The sequence below is a fragment of the Streptomyces sp. NPDC006294 genome (genome assembly GCF_042870895.1).
Lineage (GTDB): Bacteria > Actinomycetota > Actinomycetes > Streptomycetales > Streptomycetaceae > Streptomyces.
In genome coordinates this window covers 314,955-329,025 of record NZ_JBIAHV010000006.1, presented here as the reverse complement: position 1 = coordinate 329,025, position 14,071 = coordinate 314,955, and the positions used below count along the sequence as shown (strand labels likewise).

At 71.8% G+C, this 14,071-nt stretch carries 10 protein-coding genes and 2 pseudogenes; 4 read left to right on the top strand and 8 right to left on the bottom strand.

All coding sequences use genetic code 11. The features are described 5' to 3' along the window. Positions 1 to 10 precede the first annotated feature (10 nt). Positions 11 to 832, bottom strand: coding sequence for a crotonase/enoyl-CoA hydratase family protein (locus tag ACFYOP_RS13190; RefSeq protein ID WP_356899271.1), 822 nt, complete (start codon positions 830 to 832; stop codon positions 11 to 13). A 157-nt stretch (positions 833 to 989) separates the two neighbouring features. Here ACFYOP_RS13190 and ACFYOP_RS13185 point away from each other — a divergent pair, with 157 nt between their 5' ends. After that, positions 990 to 2,690 carry an acyl-CoA synthetase gene (locus tag ACFYOP_RS13185; protein ID WP_356899270.1) on the top strand — a complete coding sequence of 567 codons (1,701 nt, stop codon included), beginning with the start codon at positions 990 to 992 and terminating at the stop codon, positions 2,688 to 2,690. A 276-nt stretch (positions 2,691 to 2,966) separates the two neighbouring features. Here the strand turns inward: ACFYOP_RS13185 and ACFYOP_RS13180 are convergent, their stop codons facing one another. Continuing rightward, on the bottom strand, positions 2,967 to 3,404 hold the full coding sequence (locus ACFYOP_RS13180; protein WP_356899269.1) for a hypothetical protein: 438 nt from the start codon (positions 3,402 to 3,404) through the stop codon (positions 2,967 to 2,969). A gap of 284 nt (positions 3,405 to 3,688) precedes the next feature. Beyond that, positions 3,689 to 4,141, bottom strand: coding sequence for an SRPBCC family protein (locus tag ACFYOP_RS13175; protein ID WP_356899268.1), 453 nt, complete (start codon positions 4,139 to 4,141; stop codon positions 3,689 to 3,691). Between the two features lie 339 nt (positions 4,142 to 4,480). On the opposite strand from ACFYOP_RS13175, the gene paaK reads away from it, so the two are divergent. Further along, positions 4,481 to 5,767, top strand: coding sequence for a phenylacetate--CoA ligase PaaK (paaK, locus tag ACFYOP_RS13170; protein ID WP_356899267.1), 1,287 nt, complete (start codon positions 4,481 to 4,483; stop codon positions 5,765 to 5,767). Positions 5,768 to 5,779: 12 nt separating this feature from the next. Here the strand turns inward: paaK and ACFYOP_RS13165 are convergent, their stop codons facing one another. Beyond that, positions 5,780 to 6,541: a GNAT family N-acetyltransferase gene (locus tag ACFYOP_RS13165; RefSeq protein WP_356899266.1), complete on the bottom strand. Its 762-nt coding sequence runs from the start codon at positions 6,539 to 6,541 to the stop codon at positions 5,780 to 5,782. A gap of 194 nt (positions 6,542 to 6,735) precedes the next feature. On the opposite strand from ACFYOP_RS13165, the gene ACFYOP_RS13160 reads away from it, so the two are divergent. Next, on the top strand, positions 6,736 to 7,125 hold the full coding sequence (locus ACFYOP_RS13160) for a VOC family protein (RefSeq protein WP_356899265.1): 390 nt from the start codon (positions 6,736 to 6,738) through the stop codon (positions 7,123 to 7,125). Positions 7,126 to 7,163: 38 nt separating this feature from the next. Here the strand turns inward: ACFYOP_RS13160 and ACFYOP_RS13155 are convergent, their stop codons facing one another. Next, complete coding sequence (locus tag ACFYOP_RS13155) at positions 7,164 to 8,672, bottom strand: acyl-CoA synthetase (protein ID WP_356899264.1); 1,509 nt, start codon at positions 8,670 to 8,672, stop codon at positions 7,164 to 7,166. Positions 8,673 to 8,744: 72 nt separating this feature from the next. Here ACFYOP_RS13155 and ACFYOP_RS13150 point away from each other — a divergent pair. Further along, positions 8,745 to 11,182, top strand: a pseudogene (locus ACFYOP_RS13150) (penicillin acylase family protein). 43 nt (positions 11,183 to 11,225) lie between these two features. Here the strand turns inward: ACFYOP_RS13150 and ACFYOP_RS13145 are convergent. The 3 genes and pseudogenes from ACFYOP_RS13145 to ACFYOP_RS13135 form a co-directional block, all read right to left on the bottom strand. Continuing rightward, a pseudogene (locus ACFYOP_RS13145) lies at positions 11,226 to 11,361 on the bottom strand (ionic transporter y4hA); the annotation flags it as partial. Continuing rightward, positions 11,361 to 12,932 (bottom strand): acyl-CoA synthetase, encoded by a 1,572-nt coding sequence (locus tag ACFYOP_RS13140; RefSeq protein WP_356899263.1) that lies wholly within the window; start codon positions 12,930 to 12,932, stop codon positions 11,361 to 11,363. The gene ACFYOP_RS13140 and the pseudogene ACFYOP_RS13145, both read right to left, overlap by 1 nt. Next, positions 12,929 to 14,038 (bottom strand): nitronate monooxygenase family protein, encoded by a 1,110-nt coding sequence (locus ACFYOP_RS13135; RefSeq protein ID WP_356899262.1) that lies wholly within the window; start codon positions 14,036 to 14,038, stop codon positions 12,929 to 12,931. Before ACFYOP_RS13135 ends, ACFYOP_RS13140 begins: the two co-directional genes overlap by 4 nt. Between the last annotated feature and the right edge of the window lie 33 nt (positions 14,039 to 14,071).

The following is a 14,071-nucleotide window of genomic DNA, read 5'->3' as shown; positions in this document are numbered from 1 at the left end:
GGGCTTCTCCTCAGCCGCGCCGGTAGACGGGGTCGCGCTTCTCGGCGAAGGCGCGGGCGCCTTCCTTCGCGTCGGCGGTGTCGAAGACGGGCCAACCCCGCTCCAGCTCGGCGGCGAGCCCGTCGGTCTCCGTCATGTCCGCCGCCTCGTACACCGACGCCTTGACCGCCTCGACGGCGAGCGGCCCGCAGGCGTTGATCCGCTCCGCGATGTCCAGGGCCGCTGCGAGGGCGGTGCCGTCGGGGACGACCCGTCCGACGAGACCGATGCGTTCGGCCTCCGCGGCGGCGTAGGGGCGGCCGGTGAGCAGCATCTCCAGGGCGTGGGTGCGCGGGATCTGGCGCGGCAGGCGTACGGTCGAGCCGCCGATCGGGAAGAGGCCGCGGCGGACCTCGAACAGCCCGAAGGTGGCGCTCTCGCCCGCGACCCGGATGTCGGTGCCCTGGAGGATCTCCGTGCCGCCGGCGACGCAGTAGCCCTCGACGGCGGCGATCACCGGTTTCCTGGGGCGGTGGTGGCGGAGCATGGCCTTCCAGTGCAGATCGGGGTCGGCCCGCATCCGCTCCCGGTACGCCTCGCCCGCCATGCCGGCACCGGCGAGCGCCTTGAGGTCCATGCCGGCGCAGAAGGAGCCGCTCGCCCCGGTGAGGACGACGGAGCGGACGGTGTCGTCGGCGTCGGCCGCGAGCCAGGCGTCGTAGAGGCCGACGAGCATGGCGAGGGAGAGGGCGTTCCTGGCCTCCGGCCGGTTCAGGGTGAGGATCAGGGTGGCGCCCTGGCGTGTCACGGTGAGGTGTTCGGTGCCCGTGCGGTGGTCGCTGCGATGGTCCATGGGGAACCTCCGTCCCAGACTGGAACAGGTTGCAGCAGCCGGGCGGCCAGTTCAATAGTTTTCTGACAGCCAGTCAGATTTCTTGCTCCGGCGCCCTTCCCAGTTGTGCCGTCCGGCGCTCTAATGACCGCCAGGTTCGCCGGGGTCAGGAGGAGCGGTGGAGTACAACCTTGCCGACCTGTTCGAATCCGTGGTCGATGTGGTGCCCGACCGCGAGGCTCTCGTCTTCATCGACCGCCCCGGCACGGGCGCGGAACGCCGGCTGGACTACGCGGAACTCGACGCGGCCGCCAACCGGATCGCCCACCATCTGCTCGACGCGGGCATCTGCCCCGGCGAGCACCTGGGGCTGCACCTCTACAACGGGATCGAGTATCTGCAGACCGCGCTCGGCTGCCTCAAGGCGCGCATCGTGCCGGTGAACGTCAACTACCGGTACGTGGAGGACGAGCTGGCCTATCTGTACCGGGACGCCGACCTCGCCGCGCTCGTCTTCGACGCGGAGTTCACGGGGCGGGTGGCGGCGGTGCTGCCCCGGACGGAGAGGCTGCGGCACCTGGTGCGCGTCGGGGCGCCTCCCGAAGGTGAGCAGCCGCGCCTCGACGGGGGGCCGCAGCTCGACGTGGTCGACTTCGCCGGCGCCGAGGCGGCCGGTTCACCGGAGCGCGGCTTCGCGCCGCGGTCCGCGGACGACCGGTTCATCATCTACACGGGCGGCACCACGGGCATGCCCAAGGGCGTGGTGTGGCGCCAGGAGGACCTGTTCTTCGCCGGACTCGGCGGCGGCGCGCCGACGGGCGAGCCGGTCTCACGGCCGCAGGAACTGGCCGAGCGGGTCGCCGCGGGCGGCGACGGGATCACCTTCTTCCCCACTCCCCCACTGGTGCACGGGACCTCGACGCTCACGGCGTTCATCGGCTTCAACTTCGGCCAGCGGGTCGTACTGCACCGCAGGTTCGCGCCGCTCGAGGTGCTGCGCACCATCGAGCGGGAGAAGGTCACCAGTGTCTCGCTGGTCGGTGACGCGATGCTGCGGCCACTGATCGACGCGCTGAACGGACCGCTGGCGGAATGCGACCTGTCCAGCCTGTTCAGCGTCTCCAGCTCCGGGGCGATCATGTCCGACTCGGTGCGCGACGAGTTCGCCGCACTGGCCCCGAACGTCCTGCTGCTGAACAACTTCGGCTCCTCCGAGTCCGGCTTCAACGGCACCGCCACGGACGACGGCGGCCCGGCGGCCGGCTTCCGGCTACGGGTCAACTCCCGTACGTCGGTGGTGGATCCGGCCACGTACGAGCCGGTGAAGCCGGGCGGGACGGGCCGGGTCGCGCAGCGCGGGCACGTGCCGCTCGGCTACTACAAGGACCCGGCGAAGTCGGCGGAGACGTTCTTCGAACGCGACGGCGAGCGGTGGGTGCTGCTCGGTGACATGGCCACCGTGGACGAGGACGGCATCGTCACGGTCCTGGGCCGCGGCTCGCAGTGCATCAACACCGGCGGGGAGAAGGTGTACCCCGAGGAGGTCGAGCAGGCGCTCAAGGCCCACCCCGATGTGTACGACGCACTGGTCGCGGGTGTACCGGACCCCCGGTGGGGCCACCAGGTGGCGGCCGTCGTGCAGTTGCGCGAAGGGGTCGCCGTACCGAGCCTGGACGCGATCCGGTCCCACTGCCGCGGCCGGCTGGCGGGCTACAAGATCCCCCGGCAGCTGGTGATCACCGGGGAGATCCGGCGCTCACCGAGCGGCAAGGCGGACTACCGCTGGGCCAGGGCGGTCGCGACCGAGGCGGCGGGCGGGGGCCGGGACCCGGAGGCCGGCGGGGGCGGCAGCATGGAGGGCGGCGGGGGCCCGGACTGAGCCGGGCGTGTCGGTGTGATCAGGCCCCGTCGCCGGACAGGATCCGCTCACCGTTGAAGACGCCGAGCCGTTCCCGGTACAGCTCGAGCGGCACGCCGTTCGGGTCGCGCGCGTGTCCCCGACAACAGAGAAGCCGCCCCGCTCGGTGAGAAATCCAGCCGAGCGGGGCTTCCGGCGTTTCCGGGGGGTTGCCCCCGCACACAGTAAGGAGCAGACCCGCCCCAGGGAGGCTTCCGGACCTTCCCCGGGGCCGGCATCAGGGGCGCGACCTGTGGATCACGCACCGATATCGCTGCTCAGCAGTTGGCGATGGAGCAGGCTGCGGCAGAGCCCGCTGTTGACCTCTTGATCACGCGAGCCGGTCGGGACACGTACGTCCTCAAGCACCGGGAACGAGGTGCGCGCCATCGGGTGCGCCGGGCACCGGGGTGGCGCACCTTCGCGCGCCGGGTCTGGCGCGGGCGGCGCATCGCCGCGCGCCGGTGTCGCATCGGCTGGCGCTTCCTCGCGCACGGCCTCGAGGTCGCGGCGCACGGTGTCTTTGCTGACTCCGATGTGGGCGGCGATGGTGCGGGCGCTTTTACCCTGGTCGGCGAGGTGGCACCCTGCTGGCGCCGGTCGACGCTCGGCGGCGCGCGCCAGCGGTGCCGGCGCGGGCTCGTTGGGGCACAGGTCTTGGCGATCGGTGCGCCAGCCGTGCTCGCGGTGCGCCACTTGGCGCCTCGTGGGCGCTGCGTGTGCCCAGCAGCGTCATCCGGCTGCGGCAGCCGGGCCGGTCGCAATGCAGGGTGTGCGCGGGGCCGACGGCCATCACGCACCTTCTTGATCTCCGAGGAGGAGTTCGACGCGGGGCGTACGAGGAATAGTCAAGACCTGTGGATCGGTGCAGGCGGCTTGATCCTCGTCGCGTCGAGGCCGATGCCAGCTGTCACCCAGTGGGCCGGGGCCGGGCGGCAGGTCAGCCGGACCCTACACAAAACACGCGGTGACCCGTTCTGTCAGCCCGGTTTGCGGGCGGCCTCGTCGACGGCGGCCAGCATGCTCTCGAACTGTCCCGTCAGCATCCTGTCGATCACGGGACCGGTCAGGTTTCCCATCGGGCCACCCCTCGGCACATACCGGTAGTCGAAGGTGATGGCTGTCCCGTCACCGTCGGGGACAAGGGTGACCATGGCCGCGGCCTGCCTCATCGGCACGAGGGCCGATGGCTGGTTCTCGGTGGCGAGCGTACGGCCCTCCTCCCAGGCGGTCACCGTTTCGACCAACGAGCCAACCGGCTTCAGATCAACCTGGCGGCGAGCACCCACACCTTGCGTCTGATCGCCGATGGCCTGAGAGCCCCTGAGCCCACTCCAGATGCCCGCCAAGTTCGGAAAATCTGCGAATACGGCCCATACGGAAGCAGGCGACGCGGCCGCTCGCCGCCGAACTCTGAGGTGACGCTCTGCCATGATGACCGCCTTCAGGTCGCCGGGCCCGTGGCGACTTCATCCTATGCCCAGCAGCGCGCCCCAGCAGGACGGGTGCGGGGCTGCTACCAGCGTGTTTCCAGTGGGGTCCCCACTATCCACTAGCGCGGGTCACCCCGTCGCGTGTCCGCGGCGCGGTGATGGTAGGCGGCGCGGGCCACGCGGGAACCGTCCGTCCGAACCAGCGCCGCCGCAGGCCGGCGCACGCCGTGGCGGGCCGGCGGGTGCGGCCTTGACGGGCCCCCGGGCGGGCTGAATAACTGGTCCCGGCAGCACGACCGAATGATCGGTCGCCCGGTTTCGGGACGGGAGATTTCGCGGATGACGGACCTGCTGGACGCGGCGGAGCGGCTCAGCCGCGAGGAGCTCGAAGCTCTCCAACTGGAGCGGCTGCGGGCGACCTTGCGCCACGCCTACGACCGTGTCGCCTTCTACCGCCAGTCCTTCGACAAGGCGGGGCTGCGCCCGGAGGACTGCCGTTCGCTCGCCGACCTCGCCCGCTTCCCGTTCACCGCCAAGACGGATCTACGGGACAACTACCCCTTCGGGATGTTCGCGGTCGAGCAGTCCCGGGTGCGCCGGATCCACGCCTCCAGCGGTACGACGGGCCGGCCCACCGTCGTCGGCTACACCGAGCGGGACCTGGACACCTGGGCCGACGTCGTCGCCCGCTCCCTGCGCGCCGCCGGTGCGCGACCCGGACACATGGTCCATGTGGCGTACGGCTACGGCCTGTTCACCGGCGGCCTGGGCGCGCACTACGGGGCCGAGCGGCTCGGCTGCACGGTCGTTCCGGCGTCCGGCGGCATGACGGCCCGCCAGGTCCAGTTGATCTGCGACTTCCGGCCCGAGATCATCATGGTCACCCCCTCGTACATGCTCACCCTCCTCGACGAGTTCGAGCGCCAGGGCGTCGATCCGCGGAGCACCTCGCTCAAGGTGGGCGTCTTCGGCGCGGAGCCGTGGACGGAGGCGATGCGCCGCGAGATCGAGGACCGGTTCGCGATCGACGCGGTCGACATATACGGGCTCTCGGAGGTGATGGGTCCGGGTGTGGCGCAGGAGTGCGTGGAGACCAAGGACGGGCTCCACATCTGGGAAGACCATTTCTACCCCGAGGTCGTCGACCCGTTCACGGGCGAGGTGTTGCCGGACGGCGAGGAGGGCGAGCTGGTGTTCACCTCGCTCACCAAGGAGGCCATGCCGGTCATCCGCTACCGGACGAGGGATCTGACGCGGCTGCTGCCCGGCACGGCGCGGGTCTTCCGGCGGATGGAGAAGGTGACGGGCCGCAGCGACGACATGGTGATCCTGCGCGGGGTGAATCTCTTCCCGACCCAGATCGAGGAGATCGTCCTGCGTACGCCGCATGTCGCGCCGCACTTCCAGCTCCGGCTCACCCGCGAGGGCCGCCTCGACGCACTCACCGTGCGCGCGGAGGCGCGTGCGGAGGCGAGCGGCGAGCAGCGGGCGGCCGCCGAGCAGGCGATCGCGGCGGCGGTGAAGGACGGCATCGGGGTGTCGGTCGCCGTGGAGGTGGTCGACCCGGAGACGCTGGAGCGGTCGGTGGGCAAGATCAAGCGGATCGTCGATCTCCGGAAGCCGTAGGCCGGCCCGCCATCAGCCGCGTTCGAAGCAGTGTGATTGGCCGATGACTTCAAAGCCGCGGCGCGCGTACCAGTGTCGCGGCCAGTCCGTCGCGTCGGCGGTCAGGAAGCGGGTGCCGCATCCTCCGTCGGCGGCCAGGCGCAGCGCCGTGGCCAGGACGGCATCGGCGTGACCGCGCCTGAGGTGCGCCTCCGAGGTGATCAGGTCCTCGATCTGGGCCGTGCCGGCCGCCGGGTCCAGATAGAGGTCGGCCCATGCGGCGACCTCGCCCTCCTCCGTACGGGCGCCGATGAAGTGCACGGCCTCGGCCCCTCGGCGGCGGGCCTCGCGCCGGTCGACCAGGTGGCGCACGACCTCGTCGTCGGCGTCCGGGAGGAAGCCCCGCCACCGCCGGGCGAGGGGGACACGGATCGCGTCGAGATCCACCTCCTCCGCGGGGCCGGCGGCCGGCACCGGGCCGGTGTGCAGCATGACCAGACAGATGGAGTGCACGTACCCGGCCCGGATCATCGGCGCCGCGCACGCCGTTCCGAGTTCGTCGTCGAGGACGGAGACCAGTCGGTGCGGCAGGTGCCCCAGGGCCTCGTCCGCGAGGGCGGGCAGCGCCTCGGGGTCGACGGCCGTGTCGACGACGACCTGGTTGTTCGCCCGGGAATGCGCGAAGGCGTCGTCGTATACGGCGAACCCGCCGGGGACGTCGACGACGCGCGCGGCCTGGCGGCGGGCGAAGGCCGCCAGGAAGGCGTTGATCCGCAGGAGTTCTGTGTTCGGCATGGGCGGAGCGTAGGCAGCGATGGGCCGCGGCCGCCTACGAATTACCCCGTCGAACCGGAGGCTGCGGGCGCGCCCTCGTCCACTGCCCGAGTGACTTGGCGGGCGTCATCGACTATGATCTACGGCGGCATCGCGTGTCGGTCACCGGCTGGGTGAGGCATGGAGGTGTCGGGACATGCCTTCGGAGGCATTCCTTGTCAGTCGAGTTGAACCACACGATCGTCCACGCCCGGGACAACCGGGAGTCCGCGGAATTCTTCGCGAGTCTGCTCAACCTTGAGATCACCGCCGAATGGGGCCCGTTCATCGCGGTCGCCCTGAGCAACGGCGTCACACTGGACTTCGCCACGATCCCCCCGGACAAGATCACGCCCCAGCACTACGCCTTCTTGATCTCCGAGGAGGAGTTCGACGCGGCGTACACGCGGATCAGGCAGCGCGGTATCGAGCACTACGCCGATCCCCAGCGCAGGCGGGCCGGCACGGTCAACCACAACGACGGCGGCCGCGGCGTGTACTTCGAGGACCCGGCGGGCCACTACTTCGAGCTCATCACCGTGCCGTACGGCGGCCGGCCCTCGTAACACCTGCGCAGGGCCGCACCCCGCGCGGGGTGCGGCCCTCAACGCTCCTTGTCGCCGAAGCGGTCGCGGAGTTCGCGTTTGAGGATCTTGCCGCTCGCGTTGCGCGGGAGGGTGTCCACGAAGAGGATCCGCTTGGGGGCCTTGAAGTGGGGGAGCTTCTCCCGGGCGTGGGCGAGCAGTTCGGGTTCCGTCACGTCCTCGCGGGTGACGACCACCGCCGTGACGGCCTCGATCCAGCGGTCGTCGGGGAGGCCGATCACGGCGGCCTCGGCGACGGACGGATGGGTGTAGAGGGCGTCCTCGACCTGGCGTGACGCGACCAGTACGCCACCGGAGTTGATGACGTCCTTCACCCGGTCGACGACCGTGAAGCAGCCCTCGTCGTCGCGGACGGCGAGGTCGCCGGAGTGGAACCAGCCGTCGCGGAAGGCCTCTTCGGTCTCCTCCGGCTTGTCCCAGTAGCCCTCGCACAGCTGCGGCGACCGGTAGACGACCTCGCCGGGAGTGCCGTCCGGGAGCTCCTTGCCGTCCTCGTCGACGACCTTCGCCTCGACGAAGAGGACGGGACGGCCGCAGGACTCCATCCGGCCCTCGTGCTCCTCGGGTCGGAGGACCGTGGCGAGGGGGCCGATCTCCGACTGTCCGAAGCAGTTGTAGAAGCCCAGCGCGGGCAGCCGTTCGCGCAGTCGCTCCAGTACGGGCACGGGCATGATCGAGGCCCCGTAGTACGCCTTGCGCAGGCCCCCGAGGTCGCGGGTGGCGAACTCCGGGTGCTGGGAGAGACCGATCCACACGGTGGGCGGGGCGAACAGGCTGTCGGCGCGGCCCGCTTCGACGAGGCCGAAGATCCGGGCCGGGTCGGGCGCGTCGATGATGGTGTTCTCCGCGCCGACCGCGAGGTACGGCAGCAGGAACACATGCATCTGGGCCGAGTGGTACAGCGGCAGCGAGTGGACGGGCCGGTCGCCGGCCGCGAGATCGAGCGCGGTGATGGCGCTGACGTACTCGTGGACGAGCGCACGGTGGGTCATCATCGCGCCCTTGGGCAGGGCGGTGGTGCCCGAGGTGTAGAGCAGCTGGACCAGGTCCTCGGCGTCCGGCTCGCGTTCGGGGGTGAACGGCCGCGGTTCGGCCAGCTCAGCGAGAAGCGAGTCCTCCGTGTCGCGCAGGGCCAGCACCGGCCGGCCGTCGGGCAGCCGCGGCGCGAGGTCCGGGTCGGTGAGGACCAGCGCGCTGCCCGACTGGTCGAGGATGTACGCGAGGTCGTCGCCGGTCAGGTTCTGGTTGACCGGCACGTGCACGAGTCCGGCGCGGGCGCAGGCGAGGAACGCGATCAGGTAGGCGTCGGAGTTGTGGCCGTAGGCGGCGACCCGGTCGCCGTGGCGCAGCCCGTGGCCGGCCAGGACGGCGGCCCCGGTGGTGACGGCGGCGTCGAGTTCGGCGTAGGTCCAGGACCGGTCGGCGTAGCGGACGGCGGTGCGGCCGGGGGTGCGCCGGGCACTGCGGCGTACGAGGGAGTCCACGGTGCTGCTGTGTGCGCCTGTCATGACGCGATCCTGTGCGGCGGTGGCCGCGGGGGTCAAGTCCCCGTGACCGCTTCACCTCGGATACCGAACGGGATGTTGACAGCCGGGGCGCGGGCTGACTGCATATACCAACCAGTATGGAACGCAGCCTTGTTGGGAGGCACGTTGCACCTCCGCACCCGCTTCGGACGGCTCGCACTCGCCGGTGTCGCTCTGGTGACCGCCGCGACCGCCCTGACGCCCCCGGCGGCCGCCCACGGCCCGGGCCGGCACCCTTCCGGCGGCGGCCTGTCCGCCGTGATCCGCTACACCGAGCACGGCATTCCGCACATCGTGGCGAAGGACTACGCGAACCTCGGCTTCGGCACCGGCTGGGCCCAGGCGGCCGACCAGGTGTGCGTGCTGGCCGACGGTTTCGTGACCGTACGCGGCGAGCGTTCGCGCCACTTCGGGCCGGACGCCGCGCCCGACGGTTCGCTCTCCTCGGCGCGGACGAACCTCTCCAGCGACCTCTACTTCCGCGGCGTCCGTGACGCGCGCACGGTCGAGAAGCTGCTCGCCACGCCCGCACCGGCCGGTCCCGGCCGGGAGGTGAAGGAGCTGATGCGCGGCTGGGCGGCCGGCTACAACGCGTGGCTGAAGCAGAACCGCGTCACCGACCCGGCGTGCCGGGGCGCCGGCTGGCTCGGGCCGGTGACGACGCTGGACGTGGCCCGCCGCGGTTTCGCCGTCTCGGTGCTCGGCGGCCAGGGCCGCGGCATCGACGGCATCACGGCGGCGCAGCCGCCCGCCGCGGCGTCCGTCGCCCGGCCCGACGCGGACGCGACGGCGAAGGCGGCGCGCGAGCTGTTCGCGGCGGACAGCGCCGACATGGGGTCCAACGCCGTCGCGTTCAGCGGTGACGTGACCGCGAACGGGCGTGGGCTGCTGCTCGGCAATCCGCACTACCCCTGGCACGGCGGCCGGCGCTTCTGGCAGTCACAGCAGACGATTCCGGGCGAGCTGAACGTCTCCGGAGCCTCACTTCTCGGCACGACGCTGGTCGGCATCGGCTTCAACGACAAGGTGGCCTGGAGCCACACCGTCGCGACCGGTGTCCCGCTCAACCTGCACCAGCTGACCCTCGACGCGGACGATCCGACCGTGTATGTGGTGGACGGCAGGCGCGAGCGGATGAGGGAACGCACCGTCAGCGTCCCGGTGAAGGACGGCCCCCCGGTCACCCGGACGCAGTACTGGACCCGGCACGGCCCGGTCGTCACCTCGCTCGGTGCGTCGCTGCCGCTGCCGTGGTCGTCGACCACCGCGTACGCGCTGAACGATCCCAACGCGGCGAACATGCGCGCCTCCGACACGGCCCTGGCGTTCGGCAAGGCGCGTTCCACGCAGGACATGCTCGAGGGGCTGCGGCGCACCCAGGGGCTGCCGTGGATCAACACGATCGCCGCGGACTCGGCCGGGCACAGCCTCTTCACGCAGTCGCAGGTGCTGCCGCGCATCACCGACGATCTGGCGCAGCGCTGTTCGACCCCGCTGGGCCGGGTGACGTACCCGGCCTCGGGTGTGGCCGTGCTGGACGGTTCGCGCGGCGACTGCGGACTCGGCCGGGACGACGACGCGGTGCAGCCGGGCATCTTCGGGCCGGCGCGGATGCCCGTGCTCGAGGACGCGGCGTACGTGGAGAACTCCAACGACAGCGCCTGGCTGACCAACGCCGACGCACCGCTGACCGGATACGAGCGGGTCTTCGGCACGGTCGGGACGCCGCGTTCGCTGCGGACGCGCGGCGCGATCGAGGACGTCGCGGCGATGGCGGAGCGGGGGCGGCTGACGGTCGGCGACCTGCAGCGGCAGCAGTTCGCGAACCGGGTGCCGGCGGCGGATCTCGCCGTCGCCGACGCGGTGCGCGCGTGCGCGGAGCGGGACGGCCTGGCCGAGGCGTGCGGTGTGCTGGAGCGCTGGGACCGGTCCATGGACACCGGCAGCCGCGGCGCGCTGCTGTTCGACCGGTTCTGGCGGCGCCTGACGGCGACCGTGCCGGCGGCGCAGCTGTGGAAGGTGCCGTTCTCCGCGGCCGACCCGGTCGCCACGCCGAACACGCTGAACACCGGCTCGCCGGCCGTCGCCGAGGCGCTCAGGAGCGCGGTGGCCGAGCTGCGTGCGGCCGGGATCGTGCTGGACGCACCGCTCGGTGAGCACCAGTTCGTCGTACGGAACGGCGAGCGCCACCCGGTGCACGGCGGCACGGAGGCGCTCGGGGTGTGGAACAAGATCGAGGCGGTGTGGAACGCGGACGGCGGCGGCTCGCCCACGGTTCGAGCCACATCCAGGCGGTCGGCTGGGACGGCGGGCGCTGCCCGGTGGCGCGCACCCTGCTGACGTACGCGCAGTCGTCGAACCCGGCCTCACCGCACTACCGGGACCAGACGGCGCTGTACTCGGACGAGCGGTGGGTGACGTCGCGGTTCTGCGAGCGGGACATCATGCGGTCACCGGAGCTGGAGGTGGTGCGGGTGCGCGAGCGGCGGTGACGTCCGCCCGGAGGCGGGGCGCGCGGCGCGGGCGCTCAGGGGCTCAGGGGCTCCTCGCCAGGAAGATGTACGTCGCGAGGATCGCCAGGTGCACCCCGCCCTGGAGCGGCGTGGCCCGCCCCCGGCACGACCGTCAGCGCGGCGACGACGACGGTGAGCGCGAGCAGCACCATGTGGGTCATACGGCCCGGTCGTGGCCCTCCCAGTAGGGCGCGCGCAGTCGTCGCTTGTAGAGCTTGCCGTTGGGGTCGCGCGGCATGGCGGCGACGAACTCCACCGACCTGGGGCGCTTGTAGGCGGCCAGGCGCCGTTCGCAGTGGGCCAGGATCTCGGCGGCGAGGGCGTCGCCGGCCGTGTGGCCGTCTGCCGGTTCCACGACCGCCTTGACCTCTTCGCCCCAGTCGGCGTGCGGGATGCCGAAGGCCGCGGCGTCGGCGACGGCCGGGTGGGTGAGGAGCGCGGCCTCGATCTCGGCCGGGTAGATGTTGACCCCGCCCGAGATGATCATGTCTATTTTGCGGTCGCGGAGGAAGAGGTAGCCGTCCTCGTCGAGGTACCCGAGGTCGCCGACGGTGAAGAAGTCCCCGATGCGGTTGTTCCGGGTCTTGGTCTCGTCCTTGTGGTAGCTGAATCCGCCGGTCGTCATCCTCATGTAGACGGTGCCGAGCTCGCCCGCCGGGAGCCGGTTGCCGTCGTCGTCGAAGACGGCGAGTTCGCTGATGGGCCAGGCCCTGCCGACCGTGCCGGGCTTCTCCAGCCATTCGCCTGCGGTCGCGAAGGCGCCGCCGCCCTCGCTGGCCGCGTAGTACTCCTCCACGCAGCTCCCCCACCAGTCGATCATGGCGCGTTTCACGTGGTCCGGGCACGGGGCCGCACCGTGGATCGCGTGCCGCATCGAGGTCACGTCGTAGCTCTTCTTCACCTCGTCGGGCAGGGCGAGCAGGCGGTGGAACTGGGTGGGGACCATATGGGTGTGCGTGCACCGGTGGGCGTCGATGAGGCGGAGCATCTCCTCGGGCGTCCACTTGTCCATCAGGACGAGCGGGTGGCCGATGTGCAGGGCGGCGGCCGCGAATTGCAGCACGGCGGTGTGGTAGAGCGGCGAGCACACGAGGTGGACGTTGCCGTCGTGGGGCCGGATGCCGAAGATGCCGAGGAAGCCGCCGAGGTGGGTCTCCTCGGGCGGCCTGCCGGACAGGGGCCGGCGGATGCCGCGCGGCCGGCCGGTGGTGCCGGAGGTGTAGTTCATGACCCAGCCGAGCGTGCGCCCTTCGGGCGGGGTCGCCGGCTGCCCGTCGAGGAGTGCGTCGTACGGACGAAAACCGGCCAGGCCACCGGTGCCCGCTCCGACCGCGTACCGGTGGGTGCGGGGCAGCCGTGCCGCGTCGGCCGCGTCGCCCGCCGGGCCGGCGAACCGCTCGTGCGCGATGAGCACCTTGGCGCCGGAGTCGGACACGATCCACGCGATCTCGGAGCCGACGAGGTGGTGGTTGACGGGCACCAGATAGAACCCGGCCTGGGCGGCGGCGAGATAGGCGGTGACCAGTTCGGCGCAGTTGGGCAGGACGGCGGCGAACGACTCCCCGCGTTCGAGGCCCGCGGCCCGCAGCCCGTGGACCAGCCGGTTCGCGGCGCCGTGGAGCTCCGCGGCGGTCCACCGTACGCCCGCCGGGTCGGTCAGCACGGTACGGCCGGGGTCGGCGGCGGCCTGGGACCAGAAGCCGTTCGGGGGTGCGGGGGCAGCGGTCATGACGCGCTCCTTCCGGCGATGCGGTCGATGCGGTCCACGGCGCGTTCGAAACCGCGGGTCAGGTCGTCGAACACCTCGCGCACGCCGCGCTCCGCGTTCATCCGGCCGACGATCTGGCCGACCGGGGTGCCGAGCAGCGGGCCGACCTCGTACCGCTGGATGCGGGAGACGGCCTCCGCCACGAGAAGTCCCTGCAGCGGCATGGGCAGGGTGCCGGGGCCCGCCGGGTCGTCCCAGGCGTCGGTCCACGCGGTGCGGAGCTGGCGGGCGGGCTTGCCGGTGAGGGCGCGGGAGCGGACGGTGTCGCCGGAGCCCGCGGCGAGCAGCTTCCGGGTGAGGGCGCGGGAGCCGAGGGACGCCTCCGTGGTGGTGAGCCACAGGGAGCCGAGCCAGACGCCCTGGGCGCCGAGGGCGAGGCCGGCCGCGATCTGTTCGCCGCTGCCGATGCCTCCGGCGGCGAGCACCGGTACGGGGGCTACCGCGTCGACGACTTCCGGCGTGAGCACCATGGACGCGATCTCGCCGGTGTGTCCGCCGGCCTCGTATCCCTGGGCGACGACGACGTCGATGCCGGCCTCCGCGTGGCGGCGGGCGTGCTTGGCGCTGCCGGCGAGGGCCGCGACCAGGACGCCGCGGTCGTGGGCGCGGGCGACGACGTCCGGCGGCGGGGAGCCGAGGGCGCTTGCGAGGAGTGCGAACGGGTAGTCGAAGGCGACGTCGAGCTGGTTGCGGGCGACCTGTTCCATCCAGCCGGTGATGCGCCATCCGGAGGCCTCGCCCTCGGCGAGTTCGGGGACGCCGTGGGCGGCGAGGGTGTCGGTCACGAACGTGCGGTGTTCCTCGGGGATCATCGCCTCGACGTCCGCCTCGGTGACGCCCTCGACCTTCTTGGCGGGCATGACGACGTCGAGTCCGTAGGGTCTGCCGTCGGTGTGGTCCTGCATCCAGTCGAGGTCGCGTCTCAGGTCGTCGGACGCGGTGTAGCGGACGGCACCGAGTACGCCGAGACCGCCGGCGCGACTGATGGCCGCGGCCACCGCGGGGAACGGTGTGAAGCCGAAGATGGCGTGCTCGATGCCCAGTTGTCTGCTCAGCTCCGTCTCCATGGGCGGCAGGATGCCGCAGGGCGCGGGACGAGG

What these genes read in the sequence shown, in the direction of transcription:
- ACFYOP_RS13190 (WP_356899271.1), bottom strand. Translation starts at nt 832, where the DNA reads ATGGACCATCGCAGCGACCACCGCACGGGCACCGAACACCTCACCGTG.
- ACFYOP_RS13135 (WP_356899262.1), bottom strand. Translation starts at nt 14,038, where the DNA reads ATGGAGACGGAGCTGAGCAGACAACTGGGCATCGAGCACGCCATCTTC.
- ACFYOP_RS13175 (WP_356899268.1), bottom strand. Translation starts at nt 4,141, where the DNA reads ATGGCAGAGCGTCACCTCAGAGTTCGGCGGCGAGCGGCCGCGTCGCCT.
- ACFYOP_RS13140 (WP_356899263.1), bottom strand. Translation starts at nt 12,932, where the DNA reads ATGACCGCTGCCCCCGCACCCCCGAACGGCTTCTGGTCCCAGGCCGCC.
- paaK (WP_356899267.1), top strand. Translation starts at nt 4,481, where the DNA reads ATGACGGACCTGCTGGACGCGGCGGAGCGGCTCAGCCGCGAGGAGCTC.
- ACFYOP_RS13155 (WP_356899264.1), bottom strand. Translation starts at nt 8,672, where the DNA reads ATGACAGGCGCACACAGCAGCACCGTGGACTCCCTCGTACGCCGCAGT.
- ACFYOP_RS13165 (WP_356899266.1), bottom strand. Translation starts at nt 6,541, where the DNA reads ATGCCGAACACAGAACTCCTGCGGATCAACGCCTTCCTGGCGGCCTTC.